Genomic DNA, 25,825 nt, shown 5'->3' on the forward strand with positions numbered 1-25,825 from the left:
TGCTCGGGATCAACGCTGCTCCTCGGGGGTCGGGTCGTGGGGCGATCGCCGGGCCCGGGCGACCACGGCGTCGACGTACGCTCCTGCGTCGCCGAGGTACGACGGCGCCGGCTCGTGCCCGGCCGCCTCGGCCATGGTGCGCTGCTCGGCGAGCACGGCGTCGCCAGCGGCGGCCAGGGTCGCGGCCATCCGCTCGGTGTCGACGCGGAGGCCGCTCACCAGGTCCAGGGTCTGGGAGGCGGCCACGAGCGTGCGCCGCACCAGGTCGCGCAGCGTCGCCCACTCGGCGTGCCAGCCGCCGTCGGCGCGGTCGTCGACCTGCTGCGCGGCGGCGAGGTGCAGGGTCGCGGCGAGCTGCGGCGTGGTCAGCGCGGCCCGGCGGACCAGCACCGACAGGGTGGGGTTGGCCTTGCCCGGCATCGTCGACGAGCCGCCACCGACCCCCTCGGCCAGCTCGGCGACCTCCGGACGCGACATCACGAGCACGTCGTTGGCGATCCGGGCGCACGCATCGGTGCAGCCGGCGAGCGCGTCCCCGAGCCGGGTGACCGGCGCGCGCGTCGTGTGCCAGCGCGGGACGTCCGGCGGCACCTGCCGTCCGAGCTCGACCATCGCCGCGCGGGTGCCGGCCGCGCCGCCGAGCTGCTGGGGGAAGGCGAGCCGGGCCAGGTCGTCGTCGGCGTCGAGCACCGCGGTCAGCCACGCCGCGACCCGGAAACCGAAGGTCGTCGGCACGGCGTGCTGGGTCAGCGTCCGCGCCACCATCGCGGTGTCCCGGTGCCGCGCGGCGAGCTCCGCGAGCCGGTCCACGAGCACCGCCAGGTCGGCGCGCAGGTCCGCCACCGCGGACCCGGCCATCCGCATCAGCGCCGAGTCCAGGACGTCCTGGCTGGTGAGCCCGCGGTGTGCGTCCGGCTCGTCGCGGCGCAGCGCCTCGACCAGCGGGATCACCGGGTTGCCGCCCGCCTCGGCGGCGCGGGCGAGGTCGTCGGCCACGACGGGCACCGGCACCTCACGACCGAGCCACGCGGCCTCGACGGCCAGCATCGCGCCCACGAAGTCCTGCTGGGTGAAGTGGTCGCCGGCGCGCTCGTCCCCCGGCCAGAACAGGTCCGCCATGTCCTCAGTGTGGCGGGTACGCGAGGAAGACCGTCTCGTCGGCGCCCTGGAGAAGCACGTCGAAGACGAATCCGTGCTTGTCGGGCCGGGCGACGAGCGTGTGCCGGCGATCGGCGTCGACGGACGCGAGCAGCGGGTCCCGGGCGAGCGCGGCCGTCCCGTCGCCCGGCCCGACCGGGAGGTACGCGCGGGTGTGCAGCCGGTCCAGCAGCCCGCGCGCGAGCACGACCAGCGCGACGTACGGCGCCCCGCCGGTCGTCACCGGACCGGGGACGACCGTCGAGAACCGGTAGTGCCCGGTGCGGTCCGTCGCCGCCCGACCCCAGCCGGTGAAGGCGTGCCGGTCGCGGCGCAGCGACCCGGGCTCGCGGGGGACGCGGCCGTCGGGGTCGGCCTGCCACAGCTCCAGCAGGGCGTCCGGGACGGGGTCGCCGTTCCCGTCGAGCACGCGGCCGTGCAGCCGGACCGCCCCGGGAGCGGTCGGCGGGACGAGCTCGTGGTCGCCGTCGAAGGGCAGCGCGAAGCCGAAGAACGGCCCGACGGTCTGGCCGGGGGTCGGTGCGAGCGCGGCCCGGTCGGTCACTCGACGTCTCCTTCGAGGGGGGTGCGGTGCGAGCCGGTCAGGACGAGGTCCCAGCGGTAGCCGGTCGCCCACTCGGGCGTGGTGACGTCGTGGTCGTAGGTCGCGACCAGCCGGTCGCGCGCGGCCTGGTCGGTGATCGCCTGGTAGATCGGGTCGAGCGCGAAGAGCGGGTCGCCCGGGAAGTACATCTGGGTCACCAGCCGCTGGGTGAGCTGGCGCCCGAAGACCGAGAAGTGGATGTGCGCCGGGCGCCACGCGTTGCGGTGGTTGCGCCACGGGTACGGCCCGGGCTTGATCGTCGTGAACCGGTACCGGCCGTCGGCGTCGGTGAGGCAGCGCCCGACGCCGGTGAAGGCCGGGTCGAGCGGCGCGGGGTGCTGGTCGCGCTGGTGGACGTAGCGGCCGCCGGCGTTCGCCTGCCAGATCTCCACGAGCTGGTGGCGGACCGGCCGCCCCTCGCCGTCGAGCACCCGGCCGGTGACCGTCATCCGCTCGCCGATGGGCTCGCCACGCCGCTGGACGGTCAGGTCCGCCTCGAGCGGGTCGACGTCCTGCTCGCCGAAGACCGGCGACCACAGCTCGACGCCCTCGGGGTCGGCCTGGTGCAGGTCCTTGGTCGGGTGCCGCAGGATGCTGGAGCGGTACGGCGGGTAGTCGAGGCGCGGGGCGGTCTCGACGCTGCCCGAGGCGGCGTACGCCGCGCCGATCGCCGCGATCTCCGCGCTGATCTCGGCCTGCGACGCCACGGCCGCGTCCGAGCTGGTCTCCGTCACCCGGCAGACGGTAGGCACCACGACGGGCCGGACCGACCGGTGGCTTCCGGTCAGTGGAACAATAGGCCGATGGCCGGCAACACCTCCGTCCCGGGGGCCACCGTCACCGCACGGGCGCTCGCGCTGCTCGGCGCGTTCGACGAGCACCACCGCCGGCTGACCCTCACCGAGCTCGCCCGGCGCGCCGACCTCCCGCTGCCGACCGCGCACCGGCTCGTCGGCGAGCTCGTGGCATGGGGCGCGCTCGCCCGCACCCCGGCCGGTGACTACGTGGTCGGCCGGCGGATGTGGGACCTCGGTCTGCTCGCGCCGGTGCAGACGGGGCTGCGGCAGCTGGCGTCGCCGTACCTCCACGACCTGTACGGCGCCACCCTCGCCACCGTGCACCTGGCCGTGCGCGACGGCACCGAGGTGCTCTACCTCGACCGGCTGTCGGGGCACGCGTCCGTGCCGATCGTGAGCACCATCGGGTCCCGCCTGCCGCTGCACGCCACCGGCGTCGGCAAGGTGCTGCTCGCGCACGCGCCACCGGAGGTGCAGCAGGAGGTGCTGGCCCACCTGACCCGCGTGACGCCGTACACGATCACCCAGCCGGGCCTGCTGCGCCGCCAGCTCGCCCGGGTGCACCGGGACGGCTACGCCACCACCGTCGAGGAGATGAGCCTCGGCGGTTGCTCGGTCGCGGTGCCGGTGCGAGCCGGCGCCGAGGTGGTCGCGGCGCTCGGCATGGTGGTGCCGTCGCTGGGACGGGACCGGCCGCGACTGGTCGGCGCGCTGCAGGTCGCGGCCCGCGGGATCGGCCGGGCGCTGGCCACCAGGGGCGAGTGAGCCGCCGGCCCACAGGGGACGCACAGCCGGCTCCGAGCCCCTCAGCAGGTCGCGGCAGTCCAGTGGGGGAATGCACCCCCACGACCACGACACCCCCGGGCCGCCGTACCCCCCGGCCGCCGCCGCGCCGACGCGGTGGCGGTCGACCCTGGTGGGCGCGGCCGCCGGCGGCCTGCTCGCCGCGTCGGTGGCCGTGCCCGCCACCTGGCTGCTGACCCACGACGACCCCGCCCCGCCGTCGACGACCGCCCAGGTCCAGCCGCCGGGCTGGGGCACGTCGGGCCGGCAGGCCGTCCCGCCGGACCGGGACGACACCTCGGGCGCCACCTCCACCGACGCCGACGACACCGAGTCGCAGGGTGTCGTCCTCGTCGACACGACGCTGACCGACGGCGAGGCGGCCGGCACCGGCCTGGTGATCGACCCCGCGGGCCTGGTCCTGACCAACTACCACGTCGTGGAGGGCTCGACCTCGGTCCGCGTGACGATCGCGACCGACGGGACGACGTACGACGCCACCGTGGTCGGCCACGACCAGCAGGCCGACGTCGCGCTGCTGCGCCTGGACGGCGTCTCCGACCTCGCCACCGTCGTGCTCGACGACGACGGGGACCCGGCCGTCGGCGACACCGTGACCGCCATCGGGAACGCCGAGGGGCAGGGCCACCTGTCCGCGTCGTCCGGTGACGTCGTCGCCCTCGACCAGGCGATCACGACCTCCTCCAGCGGCTCGGTCGCCGGCGAGCGGCTCACCGGGCTGATCGAGACGGACGCCTACGTCGTCGGCGGCTACTCCGGGGGCGCCCTGCTCGACGACGAGGGCGAGGTCGTCGGCATCACCACCGCCGCGTCCGGCGGCAGCCGGTCCGCGTCGACCGCCGAGTCCTACGCGGTCCCGATCGACGACGCGCTGGCCGTGGCCGACCAGATCGAGTCCGGGACCGAATCCGGCGACGTCGAGATCGGCCCGTCGGCGTACCTGGGCGTCGCGGTGGACGAGACCGGAACAGGCGACGGCGTGGGCGTCGTGCAGGTCCAGGACGGCACCGCCGCCGACCGCGCCGGCCTGGCGGCCGGCGACGTGCTGACCCGCGTCGGTGCGGCCCGGGTGACGTCGCTGGCGACGCTGCGGACGGCGATGGCGGCCCACGAGCCGGGCGACCGGACGTCGCTGCGCTGGACCGACAGCACCGGCACGACCCACAGCGCGACGGTCACGCTGGGGTCCGCGCCGACGAGCTGACGCTCACCCGCCGGACGCGGAGAACGCCGTGGACAGCGGCACCCGCGGGGTCATGGTCACCGACGCGTCGGGTGCCACCGTGATCACCGAGTACGTGGTCCCTCCGGTGTCCGGCCGGAAGAACAGCACCGCGAAGCGCGCCGGGTGCTGGATGACGCCCGGGTCGGGCCGCGTGTCCACGTGCCCACCGGCACTTCCGGTCGTCAGCTCCGTCGTCACCGATCCCGACGCGGTGCGGACCTGGGTCGGACCGATGAACTCGTAGGACCGCCCGTCGAGGACGGCGATCCGCTGGCACCCGGCCTCGGCGATGCGGCGGCCGAGCAGATGGTCGTGGACGAGCACGAAGTCGGGCTCGTCCTCGCACGCGGTGCTGACGGCATCGGCGACCGCGTCGTCGACGTCCACGTCGGTATCCCGGAGGACGGTGCCGGCGCCGAAGTTGCCGACGGTGGACACCCGGGGGTCGGGAACGCTCAGGAGGCGGAGACCGGCCACGGTCTGGGTGGTGCCGTCGGCGACGTGCCAGCCGCGAGCGGTCGCGGCGTCGATGATCGACCTGGTGTCGTGGAGCCCCGGCGCGAGGTAGACCGGCCTGCCCTCGGCGTAGAAGTCGAGCGTGTCGAGCAGGTAGGTCTCGATCGCCTTGCCGGCGAACGTCAGGTCCCCGCTGAGGGCGATGAAGTCCGCGTCGAGGAGGGTCGCCGCCCGGCCGACCTGACGGGCCATCCCGTTCACGTCCTCGAAGTCCTCGGCGAGCACGAAGACGACCTCGTCCTCGTCCCCGGCGACCGACGGCTGCGAGGCGATGGCCTGCTCCAGGTTGTCCGAGACCTCGTCGTAGAACGCGGACCGAGGCCGCAGGACCGAGAGGAACGGGAGCACGTCGGCGAGCAGACCCTTGACCTGGGCGCCCTCCAGGCCCGTGCCCGCGAACTGCGGATCGGCCGCGATCGCCCGGTGGTCGTGGCGAACGTAGACCCGGAGTCCGGCCGCGTCGACGAGCACGACGAGGAGGAGCCCGGCAACGGTCAGCGTGCGGCGCAGCCTCCGGTTGTGGGCCTCGACCAAGGCCGCCTGCTCGACGGTGTAGCCGGCGAGCCGGCGGCGGCGGACGCGCAGCAGCACCAGCACCGATCCGATCGCCAGGGCGCCGGCCACGAACCCGGTCGCGCCCCAGACGAGCAGGTGGCGCCTGGTCGCCGACTCGATGAGGTGGACCGCCGGCTCCGGGTTCTCCCACAGCCCTGCGAGATAGCGCCGGGTCCGCTTGTCGCTCGGGACGATGGCGTTCCAGTTCGCGTCGACGTCGACCCCGACGTCGACGCGCGCCACCCGACGGTGGTCGGGGGTGACCAGGGCTCCGTCGAACAGCCGGCTGCTGTCCTGTCCGAGCACCGGACGGACGTAGACCCGCTGACCCGCGACCTCGACCTGCGCCGGCGGCGCATGGTCGATCGCCAGCAGGGCAGCTGCGAACGGAGCCGCCACGAGGAGCACGGCAACCACGCCCTGCCCGGCTCGCCTGGTTGCTGCCGGCCACCGAGTCACGATGCCCACGACCGTACCCTCGGCGCGCCGACACTGGTCCAGACCTCCGGTTGGTGGCTCTGCTACGCGGGAACGCCTCTTGGCACCGGACCAGGGAGGGACACATGTTCAAGAGCACTGCGAGGCTGGTCCTCGCCGGGTGCGTCACGGTCGCGGTCAGCCTCACCGGAGGCACCGCCATCGCGTCCGCACCCTCGACCCCGTCGTCGACATCCAGCCAGGTCGGCTCGGCCTCGTGCGCCGCGGAGCAGTCGCGCGTCGCACACGCCCGCAACGACGTGCGCAAGGCCAACCACCAGGTGGCCAAGGCCAAGAAGGCGAAGCGGCACGCCCACGGGCACCGGGCGAAGCACGCCGCGGACAAGAAGCTGCAGAAGGCCAAGCGCCACCAACGGGCCGCGAAGCGGCATCTGGCCAAGGCCAAGGCCGCGCTGAGGAAGTGCCAGTCCCAGCAGGGCGGTGGCGGCGGTGGCGGCGGTGGCGGCGGCGGTGGCGGCGGCGGTGGCGGCGGCGGTGGCGGCGGTGGCGACACCAACCCGCTCCAGCCCGCCTGCGACGCCGGCCTGCCCCAGGCGATCTGCGACGCCTTCGCCACGCTGCCGATCCCGACGCCCGGAGCCGACAGCCCGATCCAGGCGCTCTGCGACGCCGGTCTGCCGCAGGCCATCTGCGACGCCGCGACGAACCCGCCCGGCCCTGGCGGGGAGAGCCCGATCCAGGCGCTCTGCGATGCCGGTCTGCCGCAGGCCATCTGCGACGCCGCCAACGGCGGCACCGTCCCGCCGGACCCGGGCACGATCCTCGACCCGGTCTGCGAGCTCGGCCTGCCGCTGCCGATCTGTGACCTGGTCGGGGGACTGCCGCTGAGGCAGCGGGTGGCCTGATCGCTCGGCGCCCCGACCCGGTGCGCCGCCGCTTCCCCCTGAGCGGCGGCGCACCCCGGCTGTCAGCCGATGTCGCGGACCGAGCGCGACTCGATGTCCCGCAACACCTCGTCAGCGGTCCCCGCCGACACACGTCCGAGGCGACGCTCGTCGAGGACGAGGCGCCGCTCCACCGCGGTGGCGCGCCCCAGCAGCTCGTCGAGCTCCTCCGCCGCGTCGTCCGCCATCTCCGACCGACGAGCGTCCGCCATCGCCCGCTGGGCCTCGAGGTACCCGGCGTACTGGAGCTCGGCCGCTCGGCGGACATCCTCTCGCGCCCCGGTGTCGCCGCGCACGTGGTCGAGCGCGGCGTCCGCGGCCCGGACCCGGAGCGCCGCGACCTCGCTCGCGTGGTCGACCTCGGACGCCACCCCCAGCCGACGGGTGAGCGGTGAGAGCGTCAGGCCCTGCAGGACCAGGGTGACGAGGACGCACGCGAGCGCAGTGACCAGCAGCAGGTCGCGATCGGGAAGCGGGGCCCCAGCGGTCGTGGCCATCGGCAGCGCGAGCGCCGTCGCCACCGTCACCACACCTCGCATGCCGGACCAGGCGACCACCGTCGTCTCCCGCCAGTCCGTCGGCATCGAGCCGCCGGCCCGCACCCGTCGAGCCCACCAGGTGACGGGGAACATCCAGGCGATCCGGAAGAGCACGACGGTGAGGATCACGGCCGTACCGACCACGACGATGTCCCGAGTGACGACGACCGTGCGGGTCACGGCGGACAGCTCGAAACCCAGGACCGCGAAGGCCATGCTCGTGATCAGGAAGTCGGCGTAGGACCAGACCGAGCGACCGAGCAGCCAGCCTCGCGACGTGGTGGCCTCGTGGGCGGCGTTGCGGAGGTACAGGCCGAGCACGAGGACGGCGAGCACGCCGCTGCCGCCGAGGCGCTCGGCACCGAGGTAGGCCACGAACGGCGCGACGACGGTGATCGTCGTCTCGGTGTAGGCCTCCTGCACGTGGGCGAGCAGCCAGGTGACGACCCAGCCGAGCGCCAATCCCGCCCCGACCCCGACGACGACGGCCGCGACCAGCTCGACGCCGGCGTCGAGCGCAGAGAAGTCACCGGCCACCACGGCGACCAGCGCGACGTGGTACATCACGAGGGCGGTGGCGTCGTTGAACATGCCCTCGCCCTCGAGGATCGTCACCAGGCGGTGCGGCAGGCGCAGACGGCGCGCTACGGCGGTCGCTGCGACCGGGTCCGGAGGCGAGACGATCGCGCCGAGGACCCAGGCCGCAGCCCAGGGGACGCCGACGCGATGGGCCACCACGGCCACGACGGCAGCAGTGGCCACGGTGAGCCCGACTGCGAGGACCAGGACCGGTCGGGCCTGCTCGCGGAACTCGGTCGCCGTGGTGCGCTGGGTGGCGGCGAACAGGAGCGGAGGGAGCACGACCGGCAAGATGAGCTCGGGATCGAAGTCGAGCGGCGCGGTGGCGGGGACGAGGCCGACCCCCACGCCGAAGATCGTCAACAGCACCGGCTGGGGCACCTTGACCTGGTCGGCGACCGGGGTGAAGAGCATGACGGCCGCGAGGAGCAGCGTCATCACCCAGGGCTCGCTCACGATCTCTCCTCAGTCCCTCTCCTCGGTCCCTCTCCTCAGTCCGGAGGCGCCTCACCGCGCACCCGGTAGCGGCGGAAGCTCCAGACGATGAGCCCGACCGCGATGAAGGACGAGGCGACCTGGGTGACCCCCGTCGGCGGACCACCGGGCAGCCACAGCCAGCTGGGCAGCGGCCACCAGCCCGGCTCCGGCGGGTTCCAGATCCAGAGCAGGCCACAGGCGAGCAGGCCCAGCGCGAAGACCACCGAGATGGCGACCCGCAGGTTGGTCTCGACACCCTCGGCGGCCCCGCGGAGCGCGCGCCGCTTGATCGGCTCCACCCGCTTCTCGGCCCACTCGTACTCCTGGGACAAGATGACCAGGCCGGCCGCGATCATCAGCAGCCCGGGTCCGGGGAGGATCAGCCCTGCGATGCCGGCGACCACCAGGACCCAGCCGACGATCTCGAGCACGATCCGCTTGGCCGTGCCGCCACCCGGGACATTCATGCCCGCAGCCTCTCAGACAGGGACAAGGCGGTGGCTCAGGCGGCCAGGCTCAGCTCGTCGCGGGTGACGTCGGGGTCGATGCCGTCCGGCAGGCGGACCAGGCGGGCGTGCACGTGGTCGGGGATGCTGACGCGGAGCAGGATCGCCAGGGAGCCGGTGGTGGCGACGGCGGCGTAGATCAGGTTCGCGTCGATGTCGGCCAGGACGCCGTAGGCGCCGGCGAGGAGGGCGTCGACGATCATCAGCGCCCAGGCCGAGGCCGCGATCGCGGCGACGTCGCGGCTGCGCCAGGCCGTCATCGCGGCGGGCGTCACCAACAGCGCGACCGAGCAGCCGAGGACGACGGTCGCCGGGCCGGAGCCGACCCAGAACGACGCGAGGCCGGCCGTCGAGACGACCACGAGCCACACGACCGGCAGCCAGAGCCGGTCGCGGGAGCCGCCGCGGAACCACGCGAGGAGGAGCGCACCGGCGGTCGCCGGGACGGCGACCGCGGCCGGGAGGGCCACCCACACGTCGTCCTCGACCACGCCGAACACGGTCCACGCGACGCCGCTGATCGTCGAGCTGGCCAGCGCGGCGACGCTGACGCCGGTCGCGGTGGTCATCCGGCGCAGCTTGCGGAACTGCGGGACCGTGTAGCCCGCGGCCAGCAGGGTGCCGGCCAGGCCCACGAGGGTGGCGAGATCGAGGTGCACTGCTTCCTTGGCTTTCCAGCGCGACTGCGCGGACGAGCGACACGGCCGCCGCACCGGTGGGTGCGACGACCGCGTCGTGGACGGACGATGTAGGTGTCAGAGCCGACCGGCTCCGACCGAAAAAACTACTCGTATAAGGGCGGCAGACCGAATTATGTTCCGGGTTGGACCGTTCCAGGCGGGGTGATCTCCCGCACAGGAGGTGAGGCGACCCTCAGATGTCGGTGACTCGGATGCCGGCGTGCGCCTGGTAGCGCCGGTTGACGGAGATCAGGTTGGCGGTCAGCGCCTCGACCTGGTGGGCGTTGCGGAGCCGGCCGCCGAAGACGCCGCGCACCCCGGGGATCACGCCGGCGAGGTCCTGGACCAGGTCGGTGGCCTCCCGGACGTCGCCGAGGACGAGCACGTCGGTGTCGACCTCGACGACCTCGGGGTCCTCGAGCTTGACCGCGCTGACGTTGTGGAAGGCACCGACGACCGTCGAGTCGGGCAGCAGCCCCTGCGCCTGCTGCGCGGCGGAGCCCTCCTCGACCGGCAGCGCGTAGGCGCCCTGCTTGTCGAAGCCGAGCGGGTTGACGCAGTCGACGACCACCTTGCCGGCCAGCTGCGCGGTCAGGGCGGCGAGGAGCTCGCCGTGCCCCTCCCACGGGACGGCGGCGACGACGATGTCACCGCGCGAGGCCGCCTCCTCGTTCTCGGCGCCGGTGACGTCGCCGCCGGTCGCCTCCGCGAGGTCGGCCGCGGTGCTCTGCGCCCGCTCCTGGCTCCGGCTCCCGATCACGACGGGGATGCCGGCCGCGGCGAAGCGCCGCGCCAGCCCCCTGCCCTGGGGTCCGGTGCCGCCGAGGACGGCGACGGTCTTGCCGGCGAGGGACTCGGGCAGCGCACTCATGGAGGACACCTTCTCAGTCGCGCCCGCGCGCGACGGCGCCGGCCCAGGTGGTGGACCGGCGCCGTCGCGGTGCCCGGGGCCGGGCTCAGCGTGCCGGTGGTGCGGAGATGAAGGACAGGTCCATCTCGTCGTTGTAGACGCCGACCTCGACCGGGCCGTGCCCGACCGTCGCGCTCGGCCCGACCCGCCACCCGACGTCGTTCAGCCCGCCGTTCTTGGCGTCCATCGTCAGGTAGATGCCGGACTTGAACCCGGCCTCGACGACGTCACCGACCTTGCCGCCGCCCTTGCTCCCGGCGACCACGGTCACGGTCCCCGCGCGGAAGTCGTAGGTGACCTCGACGAACGCGCTCACCAGGGGCAGCACCTCGGCCGAGAGCTCCTGCTGGACCTGCTCGCAGTTCACCTTGAGCGACGTCGGACCGGCGGCCAGCACGAAGCTCATCGCCTTCAGCGGGGCGGGGCACGCGCCGTTGCTCTCGGCGCCGGTGGCGCCCGGCGTGTCCAGCGCCTCGGTGTCCAGCGGGGTGACGCACTCCTTCTCGTAGAGGTTCTCGAGGTGCGTCCAGGCCCGGGCGGACTGGACGACGATGGCGTAGTAGTTCGTCTCCTGCTCCTCGATCGTCAGCAGGGCCAGCCGGTTGGCCTCCTCGTCGAGCAGGTTCGAGGCGTAGCCGCTGGTGCGCTTCGACCAGGTCGCGAAGTAGGAGGTCAGCGACGACCGCAGGTCCTGCAGGCGCAAGCGCCACTCCTGGTGGGCGCTCGTCAGCTTCGGGCGGCAGGTCGCGTTCATCGTCTTGATCCAGCAGTTCGGGTCCGTCGAGCCGTCGCAGGTGTCCCAGGCGTCGTCGGCGAGCGTGCCGTAGGTGTACGGCGCCTCGCCGGTGCCGCCGCCGAAGAACCCTTCGCGCTGCTCGGTGAGCCCGTCGACCTCGTCCTCGATGTGCGACCAGGCGGACCGGAGGTCCGGGTCCTCATGCGTCTGGTAGACCAGCCGCAGGATCGAGTCCCGGCGGTCCTTCTCCGCGTCGGTCCGCGCGTCGTCGGTGTCGCGCAGGTGCTGCTGGAGCGCGCTCTCCTCGTCGACGTGGGCGACGACCTCCTGCCCGAGCTCCTGCTGGAGGTCCTTGTAGACGTCGTCCATCGCCACGCCCTGGGCCGGGGTGGTCGCGATCGGCAGCTGGCGCAGCTGGCTCGACACGCCCTGGGAGAGGTCGATCTCCGGGTCGGGACGGTCCTCGGGCCCGGTCGGCGGCGTGGGGTCGGGGACCTGGCTACGCTGCCGGCTCGCGCGGACGTAGCGTGCCGCGGCCGCCTTGTCGCCGCCGCACGCCTTGACGTTGGCGAGGCCGGCGTCGGCCTCGGAGAGCATCGGCTCGCGAGCCTTGGCCGCCGTGAACATCCGCGCCGCGTCCGCGTTGCGACCGGTCATGAGCAGCGCCTGGCCGCGCACGACCATCGCGATCGCCTGCTGGGAGATGCCGAGCGCGGGGCGGGGGAAGGACCGCACCGCGGCGGCGTCCAGGAAGGCGATGGCCTCGTTGGGCATGCCGATGGACGTGGCCAGCGCCGCGGCGTTGACCAGGTTGCCGGCGTCGGCCGGCCGCAGCTCGTGGGCCCGCAGCAGCGCCGCCATCGCGAGGCCGGGCGACTCGTCCAGGGTCGCGGCCGCGGCGAGCTGCTGCGCCTCCACCGCGGTGTCCGCCAGACCCGACCGGTCGAGCTCGTCCAGGGCGTCCGCGCCCGCCTTGTCGGCGAGCCCCTTCCGCACGCTGGCGACGGCGGCGGGGAGCGTCATCGGCTGCACGGGGTAGCTGCTGCTGCAGAAGATGGACATCCAGCTGACCGCGTCGTCCTCGTCCTCGGGCCACGGGTAGGTGTCGGCGAAGCTCTCCAGGCGCAGGTCCGCCGAGCCCGGCGCGGCCTGCACGGTGACCGGCTTCGCCGCCGGCGCGCAGTTGTGCGCCTCGTCGGACTCGCTGACGGCGCCGCCGTCGTCGGCGCAGACCAGGACGTCGTACCGGCCGGCCGGCGTGCCGACCGGCACGGTGACCTTCGTGGTGGTCAGCGTCGAGGTGCGGCCGGCGCCGACGGCGGGCACGGCACGCGTCCCGGTCAGCAGGACGTCGAGCACGGAGGTGCGCGGGTTCGTGCGGCTCTGCTCACGGTCGGCGAGGCTCCGGGCGACGTCGGTGGAGAGGTAGAAGCGGGTGGTGGAGGCGCCCGCCCCGGCCCTCCCCTTGTTGCGCACGGCGTGGCGGACGGTCAGCGTGTCGCCCTCGGCGACCGAGGTGGCGGTCGTGGCCGCCTGCACGACGGTCAGGTCGGGGCGCTTCGCCGACGCCGCGTCCGCGGCGGGCGCGACGGTGGCGAGCGGGACGACCAGGGTGACGGCGGCAGTGGCGGCCAGGGCGGCGACGCTGCCGCGGAAGCCGGATGAGACGGGCATGGATTCCTCTCCTGCCGGCGGTCGCCGGCGACGAGGAGACCTTCGCCGCCCGCACTTGATGCTCACTGGGAACCGACTTGAGGTCACCGCACGAGCGGGTGCTCGGCACCGGACCGGGCCTCGATCTGCTCCGCCCGCGGCGCGACCTACTGTGGTGCCCATGCCCGCCACCCGCCTGCTGCCGTCCGAGGAGGCCGTCGACCTGATCGGCCTGGTCCGCGATCTCGCCACCCACGAGCTCGCTCCGCTGGTCGCCGAGGCCGAGCGCACCGAGACCTTCCCGCGCGAGGTCTTCCGCACCCTGGGCCGAGCCGGGCTGCTCGGGCTGCCCTACCCCGAGCAGTACGGCGGCGGCGGGCTGCCCTACGAGGTGTACCTCCAGGTGCTGGAGGAGATCGGCTCGGTCTGGGCCAGCGTCGGCGTCGGCGTCTCCGTGCACGCCCTGTCCTGCTTCGGCCTCGCCACCGCCGGGACCGAGGAGCAGTGGCAGCGCTGGCTGCCCGACATGCTCGGCGGCGAGCTGCTCGGGGCCTACTGCCTCTCCGAGCCGCACGCCGGCTCCGACCCGGCGGCGATGCGCACCCGCGCCCGCCGCGACGGGGACGACTGGGTCATCAGCGGCGCCAAGGCCTGGACCACCCACGGCGGCCACGCCGACTTCTACAAGGTGATGGCACGCACCGGCGACGGCCGCGGCGACATCTCCTGCTTCCTGGTCCCCGCCGACGCACCGGGCCTGGTCGCCGACCCGCCCGAGCACAAGATGGGCCTGACCGGCTCCGCCACGGCCACGATGCGCTTCGACGACGTCCGCATCGACGGCGACCGGCTGCTCGGCGAGGAGGGGCAGGGGCTGCGGATCGCCCTCGCCGGCCTGGACGCCGGGCGCCTCGGCATCGCCGCGGTCGCGACCGGCCTCGCCCAGGGCGCCCTCGACCACGCCGTCGCCTACGCGAAGAGCCGCGAGACCTTCGGCGAGCGGATCATCGACCACCAGGGCCTCGCCTTCGTGCTGGCCGACATGGAGGCGGCCGTGCAGAGCGCCCGCGCCACGATGCTGCACGCCGCACGCCTGAAGGACCTCGGCCTCCCCTACGGCCGCGAGGCGTCGGTCGCCAAGCTGGTCGCCACCGACAACGCCATGAAGGTGACCACCGACGCCGTCCAGGTGCTCGGCGGCTACGGCTACACCCGGGACTTCCCCGTGGAGCGCTACATGCGCGAGGCGAAGGTCATGCAGATCTTCGAGGGGACCAACCAGATCCAGCGGATGGTGATCGGCCGGTCGCTGGACCGGACGGTCGGCGCCGCGCTGCACCGCGCGCGCTGATCGGGAGCACCGCCCGCAGCGACCGGGCCCGGAGCGCGCCGGCCCACAGGCCGGCGCCGTAGGCGAGGTCGTCGAGGCGTCGCCCGGCGAGGCCGAGCACCGGGTCCAGCCCGGGCCGCTCGACCTGCGCGACCACCACGTCGACGACCACGGCGCCGACCACGGCCCGGCGCACCGGCCGGGACACGAGCGCGGCGGCGGCGACCGCCGGCCACCAGTGCCGCAGCAGGAGTGCGGACTCCTGGCGCACCGACCACCACAGGCCGCGCCCGGCCAGGCCGACGGCGAGGAGGTCGCGGTCGGGCACGTCGGGCAGCGTCCGTCGAAGCACCTGCACGCCGCGCGCCACGCAGACCAGCGCGACCGGCACCGACCAGCGCCGGTGCAGGAGCAGCGCCGCCGCACCGACCGCCATCGCTGGCGACAGCACGGCGGTCGCCACCTTGTCGCCGTGCCGGGTGGCAAGCGGGGCGCCGCCGGTGCCGTAGACGTACTTGCGGCCGAGCCAGCCCCGCAGCGTGGCCCGGGCATCGTGGTGCGCGACCTCGGACGGGTCGTAGCGGACCGTCTCGCCCGCGTCGACCAGCCGCCACACCAGGTCGACGTCCTCGCCCACCCGCATCGTCGGGTCGAAGCCGGACCCGAGCCGGTCGGTCCGCGCGACCAGGCACGCGCTCGGCAGCCAGGCGACCGCCGCCCCCGGGCGCACCGAGCAGCCGGTGGCCCCCAGCCCGAGCGAGGACGCCTCCTCGTCGTACCGCTCGAACCAGCGCGGCCGCTCCGACCGTGCGCGACCGAGGATGCGGGGCGCGACCATCGCGACCCCGGGGTCGGCGAAGTGCCGGCCGAGCCGGGTGAGGGTCTCGGCGGAGACGGTGACGTCGCAGTCGACGAAGGCGACGTACGGCGTCCGCACCGTCGCCAGCCCGGCGTTGCGCGCCCCCGCGGGACCGACGTTCTCGTCGAGGCGGAGCACCTCGGCGTGGGGCGCGACGGGGGCGAGCGGGACCGGCGACGCGTCGTCGACCACCACGCAGCGCAGCGGGCGGAGCGCCTCGAGCGCCCGGTCGAGCTCGTCGGCGCGGCCGTGCACCGGCAGCACGACGGTGAGGTCGGCCGGGTCGAGCGGCGCGACGTCCTCGAGCACCGGGTCCGCGACGCCGGCGTCGAGCAGCCGCCGGGCCAGCTCGCCCTCGGGCACCACGTCCCCGTCGAGCACGGCGAGCGCCGCCGGCTTGAGCCGGACCACCCGCATCGGCGAGCCGCCGACCAGCACGTCGCCGCGGCGCAGCCCGGGCCGCAGGCGCGCCCTCACGGGCGGAACCCGCCGTCCGCGTGCACGACGCTGCCGTTGAGCAGCCCGCCGTCGACCGAGCAGCAGAAGGCGATCGTGGCGGCCACCTCGGCCGGCTCGAGCACCCGGCGCAGCAGCTGGTTGGAGGTGAAGACGACCGGGTCGGGGACGCCGTAGAGCTCGGCCGTCGCGTCGAGCATCGCGGTGCGCGTCGAGCCGGGCGAGACGGCGACCGCGGTGACGCCGGTGGCGACCAGGTCCGCCGCCAGCCCCTTCACGAGGCCGACGACCGCGTGCTTGGCGGCGGAGTAGGCCGCCAGGTGGAACAGGCCGTGGGTGCCGGCTGCCGAGGCCACCGCGACGAAGCGGCAGCCGCTCGGGTCCGGCCCGTCGAGCATGGCCGGCACGGCAGCGGCCGCGGTGTTCCAGACGCCGCGGACGTCGACGTCGAGCAGCTCGGTCAGCTGCTCCTCGGGCGCCTCCCAGAGCGGCTGCCCCCCGTCGATCACCGCGGCCGCGGCGACCGCCGCGTCGAGCCGGCCCCACCGGTCGACCGCGGTCGCCACCGCCCGGTCGAGGACCGCGCGGTCCCGGACGTCGCCGACGACGTGGGCCACGGACTCCGAGGTCGCGGCGTCGCGCAGGTCGACGCCCACGACGGCGTACCCCTGCCCGGCGAGGTGCGTGACCGTGGCCGACCCGATGCCGCCCGCGGCGCCGGTGACGAGGGCGACGCGGGTGGTCACAGCCGCTCCAGCACGTCGGCGACCATCGCCTTCAGCACCCGCTCACCCTCCGCGGCGCTGGCGCCGGCCGGGTCCCCGAGCACGCCGTTCGGTGACACCGCGGCGATGCCTCCGGCCATCATCGCGGGGAGGATCTCGCTCAACGGTTGGGTGTTGCCCGCCTCGGCCAGCTCGAGCCGGACGGACTCCGGGCGCAGGTGGAGCATCAGCGAGGTCTCGGTGAGACCGGCGTGCAGGTCGACCGACTCGGTGCGGCACGGGACCCACACGACCTCGTCCGAGGCGTCGAGCGCGGCCAGGTTGCCGCCGTGGGCGTTGACCAGCACGACCCGGTCGGCCCAGGTGCGCAGCGAGCGCACGAGCTCGACGACCACGTGGGCGAGCGCCTCGGTCCCGATGGAGGCGGTGCCCGGGAACGACTGGTGCTCACCGCTCGACCCGTAGGACAGCGCGGGCGCGACCCAGGTGCCGGGCAGCTGCTCCGCGACGCCGCGCGCGACCGCCTCGGCGATGACGGTGTCGGTGTCGAGGGGCAGGTGCGGCCCGTGCTGCTCGACCGAGCCCACCGGCACCAGCACCAGCCTCGCGCCGGCGGCCTCGGCGCTCGTCGCCCGGGCCAGGTCGGTCATGAGACGTGGAAGCCGTCGGGGACGATGAGGGTCTCGGGGGTGAGCTCGTCGACCGAGGAGACCCCGAGCCCGAGGAGGGCGGAGTCGATTCCGCCGCGCAGGACGTCGAGGACGTTCTCCACCCCGGCCTGGCCGTTCGCGGCCAGCCCCCACAGGTAGGCCCGGCCGATCAGCACCGCCCGGGCGCCGAGCGCCAGCGCCTTGACGACGTCCGAGCCACGCCGGACCCCGCCGTCCATCAGCACCTCGACCTGGTCCCCCACGCTGGTCGCGATCGGGTGCAGCAGCCGGATCGCGGCCGGGGTGCCGTCCAGGTTGTTCCCACCGTGGTTGGACACCGAGATCGCGTCCACCCCCGCGTCCACCGCCCGCTTCGCGTCGTCGACCCGGGCCACGCCCTTGAGCACGAACGGGGTCCCGGAGATCCCGGCCCACTGCTCGCGCATCCACGCCACGTCGGCCCACGACGGCGGCGGGGTGGTCATCCACTCGTAGTAGGCGCCGAAGAACGTCGGCGCCGGACCCAGCCCACCACCGGCGAGCGGTGGCGCGAGGTTCGGGGCGGTCAGGTCCGGCAGGTGCCGCGGCCCGAACTGCCGCAGCCACCGCGGCTTGGTCGCCACCGACGGCGCCAGCCGCACCATCGCCTTGAGGTCCATCTTCTCCGGGATCTCCGGGGACCCCCAGTCCCGACCCATCGAGAACGACCAGTCCAGCGTGGCGATCAGCCCGATCGCACCGGCCTTGGCCGCCCGCTCCATCCGGTGCACCATCACCTCGCGGTCCCCGGTCCAGTACATCTGGAACAGCGTCCGCGGACAGGCCTCGACGACCTCCTCGACCGGCTTGGACGCGAAGTTCGACAGGCCCATCAAGGTCCCCCGTGCGTTCGCGGCGCGCGCGACCGCGACCTCACCGTCGGGGTGCACCGCCTGCACCCCGGTCGGGGAGATCAGCACCGGCAGCGAGACCTCCTGGCCCAGCACCACCCGGCTCATCGACCGGTCCGCGTGCTGGCCCGCCACGTGCGGCAGCACCCCCAGCTGCGCGAACGCCGCCTGGTTCTCCGACACCGTCTGACCGCGCTCCGACCCCGCCAGCAGCGCGTCGTACAACGGCCGCGGCAACCGCTTCCGCGCCCGCCGCTGCGCCACCGCCACCGACTCGAACCACGGGTTCTGCTTCCAGGGGTTCTCCAGCTTCGCCATCAGTTCCTCGCCGTCAGCCGGTCGGGGACGAACCCGGCGAGCGGGTTCTCGGCGCAGTCGTTCACGGGCGGCCGGGCCGGTGGATGACGGAGCAGCTGGAGCATCACCGGCTGGTTGCGCGTCGGGGTCACCTTGGAGTGGTCCTGGCTGGCGGCCGGGACCGTGCGCGCGCCGGCCAGCGCCGGCTCGGCGTACCCCTGCACGCACTCGGGGTCGGGGCCGTCCAGCGGCAGGCCGGTGAAGAACTTGGCCGCCATGCAGCCGCCCCGGCAGGAGTCGTAGTGGGCGCACTTCGTGCAGGCGCCTCCGGTCTGCGGGGAGCGCAGCTCGGCGAACAGCGGCGAGGTCCGCCACACGTTCCCGAAGCCGCCGTCGGCCAGCAGGTTGCCGGCCAGGAACTCCTCGTGGATCGCGAACGGGCAGGCGTAGACGTCGCCGACCGGGTCGATCAGGCAGACCACCCGGCCCGCACCGCAGAGGTTGAGCCCGGGCAGCGACTCCCCGAAGCCGGCGAGGTGGAAGAACGAGTCACCGGTCAGCACGCCCTCGCCCTTGGCCATCAGCCAGTCGTAGAGCTCGCGCTGCTGGTGGGGCAGCGGGTGCAGCTCGTCCCACACGTCCGCGCCGCGGCCCGAGGGCCGCAGCCGGGTCAGCCGCAGCGTGGCGCCGTACTCGTCGGCCAGCGCCTGGAACTCGTCGAGCTGACCGATGTTCTGCCGGGTGCAGACCACGCTGATCTTGGCGTCGGTGAACCCGGCGTCGCGCAGGTTCGCCAGCGCCGCGATCGCGGTGTCGTAGGAGCCCGGCCCGCGCACGTGGTCGTTGACCTCGGCGGTCGCGCCGTCGATCGAGATCTGCACGTCGACGTACCCGCCGCACGCCGGCGAGGCCAGGAACGCCGCACGCTCGGGAGTGATCCGCACGCCGTTGGTGGAGAACTTCACGCCGACCTGGTGGTCCACGGCGTACTCGAGCAGGTGCCAGAAGTCCGGACGGATCGTCGGCTCGCCACCGCCGATGTTCACGTAGAAGACCTGCATCCGCTGCAGCTCGTCGATCACCGCCTCGCACTGCTCGGTGCTCAGCTCCCGCGGGTCACGCCGGCCCGAGGACGACAGGCAGTGGGCGCACTCCAGGTTGCACGCGTAGGTCAGCTCCCACGTCAGGCAGATCGGTGCGTCCAGCCCGGACTCGAAGTGCTCGACCAGCCTCATGCCGCCGCCTCGCCTTCACGTCGCAGGAGCATGTCCGAGGCGGCCAGCCCGTCCAGCGCGGCCAGGTACGCCGGCCACGACCCCTCCGCGACACCGGCCGCGACCAGGGCGGTGCGGACGTCGCCCGCGGACGCGAGCCCCCGGACGACCTCGACCAGCGCCGGGGTCTTGAGGAAGACCAGCTTCCGGTTCCCGAAGTGGTAGGCGAGCGCCCCGAACGGCTCCGGTCGCAGCGCCACCGACGGGGACAGCGTCCAGGGCTCGTCGAGCCTCATGGCCGACACCTCAGTAGACGCCGCACATGCCGTCGATCGAGACCTCCTCGATCAGGTCCTCGGTCGCGAGCTCGTCGTCGTGGGTCTCGGTCTGGGGGTTCTCGGGCAACATGTCGGGCCTCCTCGACATCGGATGTGGTCCGGGCCACACTAATGGCACCCGGCGCCAAAAAGAAGGGCCTCCAGGACATGAGCAGCCGCGGCCGCCCCGTCGTGACCAGCCACGCCGAGATCGAGCGCGCCGCCTTCCGGCTCTTCGCTGACCGCGGCTTCGAGGCGGTCACCATGGGCGACATCGCCGCCGAGGTCGGCGTGGGGCGGCGCACCCTCTTCCGCTACTTCGAGTCGAAGAACGACATCCCGTGGGGCCAGTTCGACCGCACCCTCGACGGCTTCCGCGAGATCCTCGCGTCGATGCCGGCCGACCTGCCGCTGCACGAGGCCGTGCACCGCGGGGTCCAGCGCTTCAACGAGTTCCCGGCCGACGCCGAGCCGAGCCACCGCGACCGGATGCGGCTGATCCTGCGGACGCCGGCGCTCCAGGCACACTCGGCACTGCGGTACGCCGCCTGGCGCGGCGTCATCGCCGAGCACGTCGCCGCCCGGCTCGGCCTCGCGCCCGACGACCTCCTGCCCCGCACCGTCGGCAGCGTCAGCCTGGCGACCGCCGTGTCGGCGTACGAGGCCTGGCTGGCCGACCCGGACGCGGACCTGGCCGCCCTCCTCGACGCCGCGGACGCCGGGCTGCGCGACTACCTGCTCACGCGCTAGGTTGCAGCATCGCTGTGATCGCGATCACGATCACGTCCACGTTCTCGGGAGGGACGTCATGCGTCTTCGACTTGCCGCGCCACTGGTGGCCGCGGCCGCCATCGCACTCACCATCTCCGCCGTCCCCGCCCAGGCCGCCGACGGCCACGGTGGTGGATCCACGGCCGGCTGGGCGCGGCACGCGCCGCGCCCCGGGCTGAGCGACCAGGACTTCTACTTCGTCATGGGCGACCGCTTCGCCAACGGCGACACCGGCAACGACCGGGGCGGGCTGACCGGCGACCGCAACACGACCGGCTTCGACGCGGCCAGCAAGGCCTTTTACAACGGCGGCGACCTGCAGGGCCTGCGCGGGCAGCTCGACTACATCGAGGGCCTCGGCACCGACGCGATCTGGCTGACGCCGATCTTCAAGAACAAGCCGGTGCAGCTCGAGGACGGTCCATCGGCCGGCTACCACGGCTACTGGATCACCGACTTCACGCAGGTCGACCCGCACCTGGGCAGCAACCAGGACCTCACCGACCTCGTCGCCGCCGCCCACGACCGCGGCATCAAGGTCTTCTTCGACATCATCACCAACCACACCGCCGACGTGATCGGCTACACCGCGGGCGACCGGACCGCGTACATCTCCAAGGACGCGGTCCCCTACGAGGACGCCGAGGGCAACCCCTTCGACGACCGCGACTACGCCGGCACCGCGGACTTCCCCGACCTCGACCCGGCGACCTCCTTCCCCTACGTGCCGGTGCTGCAGCCCGACGAGCAGGACCTGAAGGTCCCGGCCTGGCTCAACGACGTCTCGAACTACCACAACCGCGGCAACACGACCTTCACCGGTGAGGACAGCCAGTACGGCGACTTCTTCGGCCTCGACGACCTCTTCACCGAGAAGCCCGAGGTCGTCAACGGGATGATCGACATCTACAAGAAGTGGGTCGACGACTTCGGCATCGACGGCTTCCGCATCGACACGATGAAGCACGTCAACGACGAGTTCTGGCAGCAGTTCGGCCCGGCCCTCCAGCAGGCGGCCGCGGACCAGGGCGACCCCGACTTCTTCATGTTCGGCGAGGTCGCGCTCGACGGCAGCGACGCGAAGACCAAGGCGTTCACGTCGCACTACACGACCCACGACAAGATGCAGGCGGTCCTCGACTTCCCGTTCCAGGCCGCGGCACGCGGCTTCGCGAGCAAGAGCGCGGACAACCAGCAGCTCGCGTCGTTCTTCACGAACGACGACTGGTACACCGACCGCGACTCGAACGTCTACGAGCTGCCGACCTTCCTCGGCAACCACGACATGGGCCGGATCGGCTACTTCCTGAAGACCGACAACCCGGACGCGGACGACAGCGAGCTGCTCGCCCGTGACGAGCTCGCGCACACCCTGCTCTACCTCTCGCGGGGGCAGCCGGTCGTCTACTACGGCGACGAGCAGGGCTTCATCGGCGCCGGCGGAGACCAGCTCGCGCGGCAGACGATGTTCGCCAGCCAGGTGCCCGAGTACCGGGCCGACGACCAGATCGGCACCGACAACACCGGCGCCGACGACAACTTCGTCACCGACCACCCGCTCTACCGCACGATCCAGCGCCTGGCGGCCGTCACCGCGAAGCACCCGGCGCTGCGCAACGGCGCCGAGCAGGTGCGCTACGCGTCCCGGGGCTCGGGGATCTTCGCGTTCTCGCGCATCGACCGCGAGCGCCGCAAGGAGTACGTCGTGGTGCTCAACAACAGCGAGGACACCGCGTCGGCCGCCGTGCCGACGTACTTCGCGAAGCAGAAGTTCCGCCGCGTCTACGGCACCGGGCCGCTGATGCTCAACAGCGACGGGGCCCGCCGGCTCAGCGTGTCGCTCCCGGGGCTCGGCGCGGCCGTCTACACCTCGACGGCGGCGATGCCGCTCTCGAAGCACGCACCGTCGGTCCGGCTGGCCCAGCCGAGGCCGTCGCCGATCGCCCACGGCCGGATGCACGTGCAGGCGTCGGTCGGCGGCAGCTCGTTCTCCGAGGTGACCTTCCAGCGCCGCGTCGGGGCCCACGGCCGCTGGCAGACCGTCGGCGTCGACGACTCCCGGCCCTACCAGGTCTTCGACGACACCACCGCCGGGCTCGAGCCGGGCGACCGGGTCGCCTACCGGGCCGCGGTGCTCGACAACGCCGGCCACACCCGTGGGTCCGGGGTGCGCACGGTCCGGGTGCCCGCCGACCAGGTGAGCATCACCTCGCCGACCAGCAAGGTCAGCGACGTCTACCCGGTGACGGTGACCGCCGCCGTCGACCCCGAGCGCCCGCTCCAGGAGGTCACCTTCCAGCGCAGCGTCGCGGGTGGCCACTGGACCGAGCTCGGCACCGACAGCTCCGCGCCGGCGTACACGGTCACCGACGACGTCTCCGACGTCGACCGGGGCACCACGATCCGGTACCGCGCGATCCTGCACGAGCCGGGCACGCCGGACGTCGTCAGCGCACCGGTCGAGGTCACGGTCGGGGCTCCGGAGCCGAGCGTCAGCTCGGTGACGGTGGCCGGCAGCCTCCAGAAGGAGATGGGGTGCCCCGACGACTGGCAGCCGGGCTGCGCCGCGACCCACCTCGCCTTCGACACCACCGACGGGCTCTGGCACGGGACCTTCGAGCTGCCGGCCGGCTCCTACGACTGGAAGGTCGCGATCGACGACTCGTGGAACGTCAACTACGGCGCGGGCGGCGCGGCCGGCGGCGGCAACCTCGCCCTCACCGTGCCCCCGGGCGGCGGGACCTACGTCTTCACCTGGGACCCGATCACCCACGTGCCGTCGGTGGCACCGGCGGGCTGAGGCGGCGGGTCGTCCGGGACCACCGGACAGGTCGGCGAGCTACCCCTCTTGACCGGTACAGAGATCCAGCGTACTGTACCGGTCAAGAACCGACCCGAGGAGGAGCCATGACGTTCGACCCCATCGCCGCGAACCTCGCGGTCCGCGCCGCCCGCGCCAGTGCCGGCAGCGCCCGCCCCGACGCCCCCGTCCTGCCCGACCCCGCTCCGCGCCCGGCCCGGCTGGCCGGCGTCCGCACCCGGTCGGCGGTCGCGCTGCGGGCCCTCGCCCGCCGCGTCGAGCCGCGCCCGCGTCCCGCCCGGGCCTGCCAGGCCGGGTGAGCGACGCCGCCACGGCCCATACTGGGTCGCCTATGGCCAAGGTGACCCTCCAGTCGATCGCGGACCGCGTCGGCGTCAGCCGGATGACGGTGTCCAACGCGTTCTCGCGACCCGACCAGCTCTCCGCCGAGCTGCGGGCCAAGATCCTGGCGGCGGCCGACGAGCTCGGCTACGTCGGTCCGGACCCGGCCGCCCGTGCGCTCGCCCGCGGGCGCACCGGCTCGGTCGGGCTGTTGATCAACGGCAGCCTGAGCGAGGCGTTCGAGGACGCCGTCTCCGCAGCGTTCCTGGCGTCGGTGTCCGACGCGCTCTCCGAGCGCGGGATGGCGCTCACCCTGCTCCCGGCGTCGTCCGACGACCGCTTCGTCCCTGCCCGGGACGTCGCGGTGGACGGGGCGCTGGTCTACATCTGCGACCCCACGACCCCCGACATCGCCTGGCTCGAGCGTCGCCGCGTCCCGGTCGTCGTCGTCGACCACAACGTCCGCGAGGGCGTCGCCTCGGTCAACGTCGACGACCGCGGCGGCGCCCGGCAGGCCGCCCAGCACCTCGTCGACCTCGGCCACCGCCGGCTCGGCATCGTCCAGCTCGAGTCGGACCCCGACGCCGCCAACCACCCCGCCCGCGAGCGGATGCTGGGCTGGCACGACGCCCTCGACCCGGCCGGTGCCGAGGCGGTCACGGTCACGACGCCCTACGCACCGGCCGAGGCGGCGTACGACGCGGCGCTCACTCTCCTGGACCGGCCGGACCGCCCCACGGGGGTGCTGTGCTTCTCCGACGCCTTCGCGCTGGCCACGATCCGGGCCGCCGAGCACCTCGGGATCCGGGTGCCCGACGAGCTCTCGGTGGTCGGCTTCGACGACAGCGTGCTGGCCGCGGCCAGCCGGCCGCCCCTGACGACGGTGCACCAGGAGGTGGGCACCAAGGGGCGCGAGGCGGTCGCCGCGATCGCCGAGGTGATGGCCGGCGGCCCGCCGGCCGCGGTGCTGCTGCCGACGTCGCTGGTCGTCCGCGGGAGCACGGCGCCGGCGCCCGCCTGACCTCGGCGGGGGGCCAGGGTCCCCCGCGACACCACCCGCGCCGCAGCGCCGCAGGTCCCCCACCTCGGCCCCGCCGGTCGCCACACTGGTCACGGTTCGGCCCTTCCGGGCCGCGGACTCAGGAGGTCTGGCGTGGCTGACACCCCCAGCACCAGCAAGAAGCTCGCTGCCGAGTTCCTCGGCACGTTCGTCCTCGTCTTCGGCGGGTGCGGCACGGCCGTCCTGGCGACGACCAACTCCGAGGTCGGCGTCGGATGGCTCGGCGTCGCGTTCGCCTTCGGCCTGACCGTGCTCACCATGGCCTACGCCGTCGGCCACATCTCCGGCGGCCACTTCAACCCGGCCGTCACGCTGGGTGCCGCCGCCTGCGGGCGGTTCGCCTGGAAGGACACCCCGACGTACATCATCACCCAGGTCGTGGCGGGCGTCAGTGCCGGCGCCGTGCTGCTGGTGATCGCCAACGGTCTCGACGGATTCTCGGCCGTCGACAGCGGCTTCGCCTCCAACGGGTACGGCGACCGCTCGCCGATGGGCTACGACCTGCTCGCCTGCCTGGTGATCGAGGTCCTGCTCACCGCGGTCTTCCTGTGGGTCATCCTCGGGGCGACCGACACCCGCGCACCCAAGGGCCTGGCGCCGCTGGCGATCGGGCTCTCGCTCACCCTGATCCACCTGATCAGCATCCCGGTCACCAACACCTCGGTGAACCCGGCCCGCTCCATCGGGGTCGGGCTCTTCGCCGGCTCGGACGCGATCGCCCAGCTGTGGCTGTTCATCCTGGCGCCGGTCGTCGGCGGCCTGGTCGCCGGCTTCAGCTACGCGTTCCTGCTCGGCGAGGAGGCCGGGACGGTCGGCCTGCCCGAGGCGATGGAGACCTGAGCGGCCCGCACCGGGTCAGGTCGCGATGAAGAGGATCTCGTCGCGGCCGTACTCCATCCCCGGGTGCGCCTCGGCGAGGTGCGCCTGGGTCAGCTCGACGAGCTCGTCCTCGTCCTGGGCGCGGATCACCTCACCGCACGGGCAGCTCAGCCTGGTCTTCATGGGCACAGCCTA

The 25,825-nt window shown here is 73.8% G+C and carries 26 protein-coding genes; 9 read left to right on the forward strand and 17 right to left on the reverse strand.

The window, feature by feature from the left end:
* Positions 1-9: 9 nt before the first annotated feature.
* Genes ACILQ5_RS16165 through pcaH form a run of 3 tightly spaced genes read right to left on the reverse strand, consistent with a single transcriptional unit; the run spans position 10 to position 2,475 of the window.
* Positions 10-1,119 carry a lyase family protein gene (locus ACILQ5_RS16165; RefSeq protein ID WP_395659046.1) on the reverse strand — a complete coding sequence of 370 codons (1,110 nt, stop codon included), beginning with the start codon at positions 1,117-1,119 and terminating at the stop codon, positions 10-12.
* Between the two features lie 4 nt (positions 1,120-1,123).
* Complete coding sequence (gene pcaG, locus ACILQ5_RS16170) at positions 1,124-1,702, reverse strand: protocatechuate 3,4-dioxygenase subunit alpha (RefSeq protein ID WP_395659047.1); 579 nt, start codon at positions 1,700-1,702, stop codon at positions 1,124-1,126.
* On the reverse strand, positions 1,699-2,475 hold the full coding sequence (gene pcaH, locus ACILQ5_RS16175) for a protocatechuate 3,4-dioxygenase subunit beta (protein WP_395659048.1): 777 nt from the start codon (positions 2,473-2,475) through the stop codon (positions 1,699-1,701). The genes pcaG and pcaH overlap by 4 nt, the downstream gene beginning before the upstream one ends.
* A gap of 69 nt (positions 2,476-2,544) precedes the next feature.
* Between pcaH and ACILQ5_RS16180 the strand changes: the two genes are divergently transcribed.
* Positions 2,545-3,303 (forward strand): IclR family transcriptional regulator, encoded by a 759-nt coding sequence (locus ACILQ5_RS16180; protein WP_395659049.1) that lies wholly within the window; start codon positions 2,545-2,547, stop codon positions 3,301-3,303.
* A gap of 70 nt (positions 3,304-3,373) precedes the next feature.
* On the forward strand, positions 3,374-4,546 hold the full coding sequence (locus ACILQ5_RS16185; protein WP_395659050.1) for a S1C family serine protease: 1,173 nt from the start codon (positions 3,374-3,376) through the stop codon (positions 4,544-4,546).
* A 3-nt stretch (positions 4,547-4,549) separates the two neighbouring features.
* On the opposite strand, the gene ACILQ5_RS16190 is transcribed toward ACILQ5_RS16185, so the two are convergent.
* Entirely contained in the window at positions 4,550-6,106 is a 1,557-nt protein-coding gene (locus tag ACILQ5_RS16190; RefSeq protein WP_395659051.1) for a hypothetical protein, read from the reverse strand.
* Positions 6,107-6,201: 95 nt separating this feature from the next.
* On the opposite strand from ACILQ5_RS16190, the gene ACILQ5_RS16195 reads away from it, so the two are divergent.
* Positions 6,202-6,981, forward strand: coding sequence for a hypothetical protein (locus tag ACILQ5_RS16195; RefSeq protein WP_395659052.1), 780 nt, complete (start codon positions 6,202-6,204; stop codon positions 6,979-6,981).
* Between the two features lie 62 nt (positions 6,982-7,043).
* On the opposite strand, the gene ACILQ5_RS16200 is transcribed toward ACILQ5_RS16195, so the two are convergent.
* The 5 genes from ACILQ5_RS16200 to ACILQ5_RS16220 all read right to left on the reverse strand — a co-directional run bounded on the left by ACILQ5_RS16200 (position 7,044) and on the right by ACILQ5_RS16220 (position 13,121).
* On the reverse strand, positions 7,044-8,594 hold the full coding sequence (locus ACILQ5_RS16200; protein WP_395659053.1) for a Na+/H+ antiporter: 1,551 nt from the start codon (positions 8,592-8,594) through the stop codon (positions 7,044-7,046).
* A gap of 35 nt (positions 8,595-8,629) precedes the next feature.
* Positions 8,630-9,082: a PGPGW domain-containing protein gene (locus tag ACILQ5_RS16205; RefSeq protein WP_395659054.1), complete on the reverse strand. Its 453-nt coding sequence runs from the start codon at positions 9,080-9,082 to the stop codon at positions 8,630-8,632.
* Positions 9,083-9,117: 35 nt separating this feature from the next.
* Positions 9,118-9,780, reverse strand: a complete 663-nt coding sequence (locus ACILQ5_RS16210) for a hypothetical protein (protein ID WP_395659055.1) — start codon at positions 9,778-9,780, stop codon at positions 9,118-9,120.
* Positions 9,781-9,994: 214 nt separating this feature from the next.
* The gene (npdG, locus tag ACILQ5_RS16215; protein WP_395659056.1) at positions 9,995-10,672 is read right to left on the reverse strand and encodes an NADPH-dependent F420 reductase; all 678 of its coding nucleotides are present in this window, start codon (positions 10,670-10,672) and stop codon (positions 9,995-9,997) included.
* Positions 10,673-10,757: 85 nt separating this feature from the next.
* Positions 10,758-13,121 carry a CARDB domain-containing protein gene (locus tag ACILQ5_RS16220; protein WP_395659057.1) on the reverse strand — a complete coding sequence of 788 codons (2,364 nt, stop codon included), beginning with the start codon at positions 13,119-13,121 and terminating at the stop codon, positions 10,758-10,760.
* Positions 13,122-13,281: 160 nt separating this feature from the next.
* Between ACILQ5_RS16220 and ACILQ5_RS16225 the strand changes: the two genes are divergently transcribed.
* Complete coding sequence (locus ACILQ5_RS16225) at positions 13,282-14,451, forward strand: acyl-CoA dehydrogenase family protein (protein WP_395659058.1); 1,170 nt, start codon at positions 13,282-13,284, stop codon at positions 14,449-14,451.
* On the opposite strand, the gene mftF is transcribed toward ACILQ5_RS16225, so the two are convergent.
* From mftF to mftA, 7 genes are read right to left on the reverse strand one after another with little or no spacing between them, the layout of a single operon-like run.
* Positions 14,354-15,766 (reverse strand): mycofactocin biosynthesis glycosyltransferase MftF, encoded by a 1,413-nt coding sequence (mftF, locus tag ACILQ5_RS16230; protein WP_395659059.1) that lies wholly within the window; start codon positions 15,764-15,766, stop codon positions 14,354-14,356. The two genes, ACILQ5_RS16225 and mftF, sit on opposite strands and share 98 nt — an antisense overlap.
* Positions 15,763-16,491, reverse strand: a complete 729-nt coding sequence (locus tag ACILQ5_RS16235) for a mycofactocin-coupled SDR family oxidoreductase (protein WP_395659060.1) — start codon at positions 16,489-16,491, stop codon at positions 15,763-15,765. Before ACILQ5_RS16235 ends, mftF begins: the two co-directional genes overlap by 4 nt.
* A complete protein-coding gene (gene mftE / locus ACILQ5_RS16240; protein ID WP_395659061.1) occupies positions 16,488-17,120 on the reverse strand; it encodes a mycofactocin biosynthesis peptidyl-dipeptidase MftE in 633 nt (210 codons plus the stop codon). Before mftE ends, ACILQ5_RS16235 begins: the two co-directional genes overlap by 4 nt.
* Positions 17,117-18,328 (reverse strand): pre-mycofactocin synthase MftD, encoded by a 1,212-nt coding sequence (gene mftD / locus ACILQ5_RS16245; protein ID WP_395659062.1) that lies wholly within the window; start codon positions 18,326-18,328, stop codon positions 17,117-17,119. Before mftD ends, mftE begins: the two co-directional genes overlap by 4 nt.
* Complete coding sequence (mftC, locus tag ACILQ5_RS16250) at positions 18,328-19,542, reverse strand: mycofactocin radical SAM maturase (RefSeq protein WP_395659063.1); 1,215 nt, start codon at positions 19,540-19,542, stop codon at positions 18,328-18,330. Before mftC ends, mftD begins: the two co-directional genes overlap by 1 nt.
* Positions 19,539-19,817 carry a mycofactocin biosynthesis chaperone MftB gene (gene mftB, locus ACILQ5_RS16255; protein ID WP_395659064.1) on the reverse strand — a complete coding sequence of 93 codons (279 nt, stop codon included), beginning with the start codon at positions 19,815-19,817 and terminating at the stop codon, positions 19,539-19,541. The genes mftC and mftB overlap by 4 nt, the downstream gene beginning before the upstream one ends.
* A gap of 10 nt (positions 19,818-19,827) precedes the next feature.
* A complete protein-coding gene (gene mftA, locus ACILQ5_RS16260) occupies positions 19,828-19,929 on the reverse strand; it encodes a mycofactocin precursor MftA (protein ID WP_395659065.1) in 102 nt (33 codons plus the stop codon).
* Between the two features lie 77 nt (positions 19,930-20,006).
* Between mftA and mftR the strand changes: the two genes are divergently transcribed.
* The 5 genes from mftR to aqpZ all read left to right on the forward strand — a co-directional run bounded on the left by mftR (position 20,007) and on the right by aqpZ (position 25,651).
* A complete protein-coding gene (gene mftR, locus ACILQ5_RS16265) occupies positions 20,007-20,588 on the forward strand; it encodes a mycofactocin system transcriptional regulator (protein WP_395659066.1) in 582 nt (193 codons plus the stop codon).
* Between the two features lie 58 nt (positions 20,589-20,646).
* On the forward strand, positions 20,647-23,409 hold the full coding sequence (locus ACILQ5_RS16270) for an alpha-amylase family glycosyl hydrolase (RefSeq protein WP_395659067.1): 2,763 nt from the start codon (positions 20,647-20,649) through the stop codon (positions 23,407-23,409).
* 107 nt (positions 23,410-23,516) lie between these two features.
* A complete protein-coding gene (locus tag ACILQ5_RS16275) occupies positions 23,517-23,729 on the forward strand; it encodes a hypothetical protein (RefSeq protein WP_395659068.1) in 213 nt (70 codons plus the stop codon).
* 32 nt (positions 23,730-23,761) lie between these two features.
* Positions 23,762-24,772: a LacI family DNA-binding transcriptional regulator gene (locus ACILQ5_RS16280; protein WP_395659069.1), complete on the forward strand. Its 1,011-nt coding sequence runs from the start codon at positions 23,762-23,764 to the stop codon at positions 24,770-24,772.
* A gap of 132 nt (positions 24,773-24,904) precedes the next feature.
* On the forward strand, positions 24,905-25,651 hold the full coding sequence (gene aqpZ / locus ACILQ5_RS16285; RefSeq protein WP_395659070.1) for an aquaporin Z: 747 nt from the start codon (positions 24,905-24,907) through the stop codon (positions 25,649-25,651).
* A 15-nt stretch (positions 25,652-25,666) separates the two neighbouring features.
* On the opposite strand, the gene ACILQ5_RS16290 is transcribed toward aqpZ, so the two are convergent.
* Positions 25,667-25,813, reverse strand: a complete 147-nt coding sequence (locus tag ACILQ5_RS16290) for a hypothetical protein (RefSeq protein WP_395659071.1) — start codon at positions 25,811-25,813, stop codon at positions 25,667-25,669.
* Positions 25,814-25,825: the final 12 nt, after the last annotated feature.

Source organism: Nocardioides sp., from assembly GCF_044226305.1.
Classification (GTDB): Bacteria; Actinomycetota; Actinomycetes; order Propionibacteriales; family Nocardioidaceae; genus Nocardioides.

Excerpts from the sequence above, each read along its gene's own strand:
- ACILQ5_RS16165 (WP_395659046.1), bottom strand. The coding sequence starts at position 1,119 with ATGGCGGACCTGTTCTGGCCGGGGGACGAGCGCGCCGGCGACCACTTC.
- ACILQ5_RS16180 (WP_395659049.1), top strand. The coding sequence starts at position 2,545 with ATGGCCGGCAACACCTCCGTCCCGGGGGCCACCGTCACCGCACGGGCG.
- ACILQ5_RS16185 (WP_395659050.1), top strand. The coding sequence starts at position 3,374 with ATGCACCCCCACGACCACGACACCCCCGGGCCGCCGTACCCCCCGGCC.
- ACILQ5_RS16195 (WP_395659052.1), top strand. The coding sequence starts at position 6,202 with ATGTTCAAGAGCACTGCGAGGCTGGTCCTCGCCGGGTGCGTCACGGTC.
- ACILQ5_RS16205 (WP_395659054.1), bottom strand. The coding sequence starts at position 9,082 with ATGAATGTCCCGGGTGGCGGCACGGCCAAGCGGATCGTGCTCGAGATC.
- npdG (WP_395659056.1), bottom strand. The coding sequence starts at position 10,672 with ATGAGTGCGCTGCCCGAGTCCCTCGCCGGCAAGACCGTCGCCGTCCTC.
- ACILQ5_RS16220 (WP_395659057.1), bottom strand. The coding sequence starts at position 13,121 with ATGCCCGTCTCATCCGGCTTCCGCGGCAGCGTCGCCGCCCTGGCCGCC.
- ACILQ5_RS16225 (WP_395659058.1), top strand. The coding sequence starts at position 13,282 with ATGCCCGCCACCCGCCTGCTGCCGTCCGAGGAGGCCGTCGACCTGATC.
- mftE (WP_395659061.1), bottom strand. The coding sequence starts at position 17,120 with ATGACCGACCTGGCCCGGGCGACGAGCGCCGAGGCCGCCGGCGCGAGG.
- mftD (WP_395659062.1), bottom strand. The coding sequence starts at position 18,328 with ATGGCGAAGCTGGAGAACCCCTGGAAGCAGAACCCGTGGTTCGAGTCG.
- mftC (WP_395659063.1), bottom strand. The coding sequence starts at position 19,542 with ATGAGGCTGGTCGAGCACTTCGAGTCCGGGCTGGACGCACCGATCTGC.
- mftB (WP_395659064.1), bottom strand. The coding sequence starts at position 19,817 with ATGAGGCTCGACGAGCCCTGGACGCTGTCCCCGTCGGTGGCGCTGCGA.
- mftA (WP_395659065.1), bottom strand. The coding sequence starts at position 19,929 with ATGTTGCCCGAGAACCCCCAGACCGAGACCCACGACGACGAGCTCGCG.
- mftR (WP_395659066.1), top strand. The coding sequence starts at position 20,007 with ATGAGCAGCCGCGGCCGCCCCGTCGTGACCAGCCACGCCGAGATCGAG.
- ACILQ5_RS16270 (WP_395659067.1), top strand. The coding sequence starts at position 20,647 with ATGCGTCTTCGACTTGCCGCGCCACTGGTGGCCGCGGCCGCCATCGCA.
- ACILQ5_RS16275 (WP_395659068.1), top strand. The coding sequence starts at position 23,517 with ATGACGTTCGACCCCATCGCCGCGAACCTCGCGGTCCGCGCCGCCCGC.
- ACILQ5_RS16280 (WP_395659069.1), top strand. The coding sequence starts at position 23,762 with ATGGCCAAGGTGACCCTCCAGTCGATCGCGGACCGCGTCGGCGTCAGC.
- ACILQ5_RS16290 (WP_395659071.1), bottom strand. The coding sequence starts at position 25,813 with ATGAAGACCAGGCTGAGCTGCCCGTGCGGTGAGGTGATCCGCGCCCAG.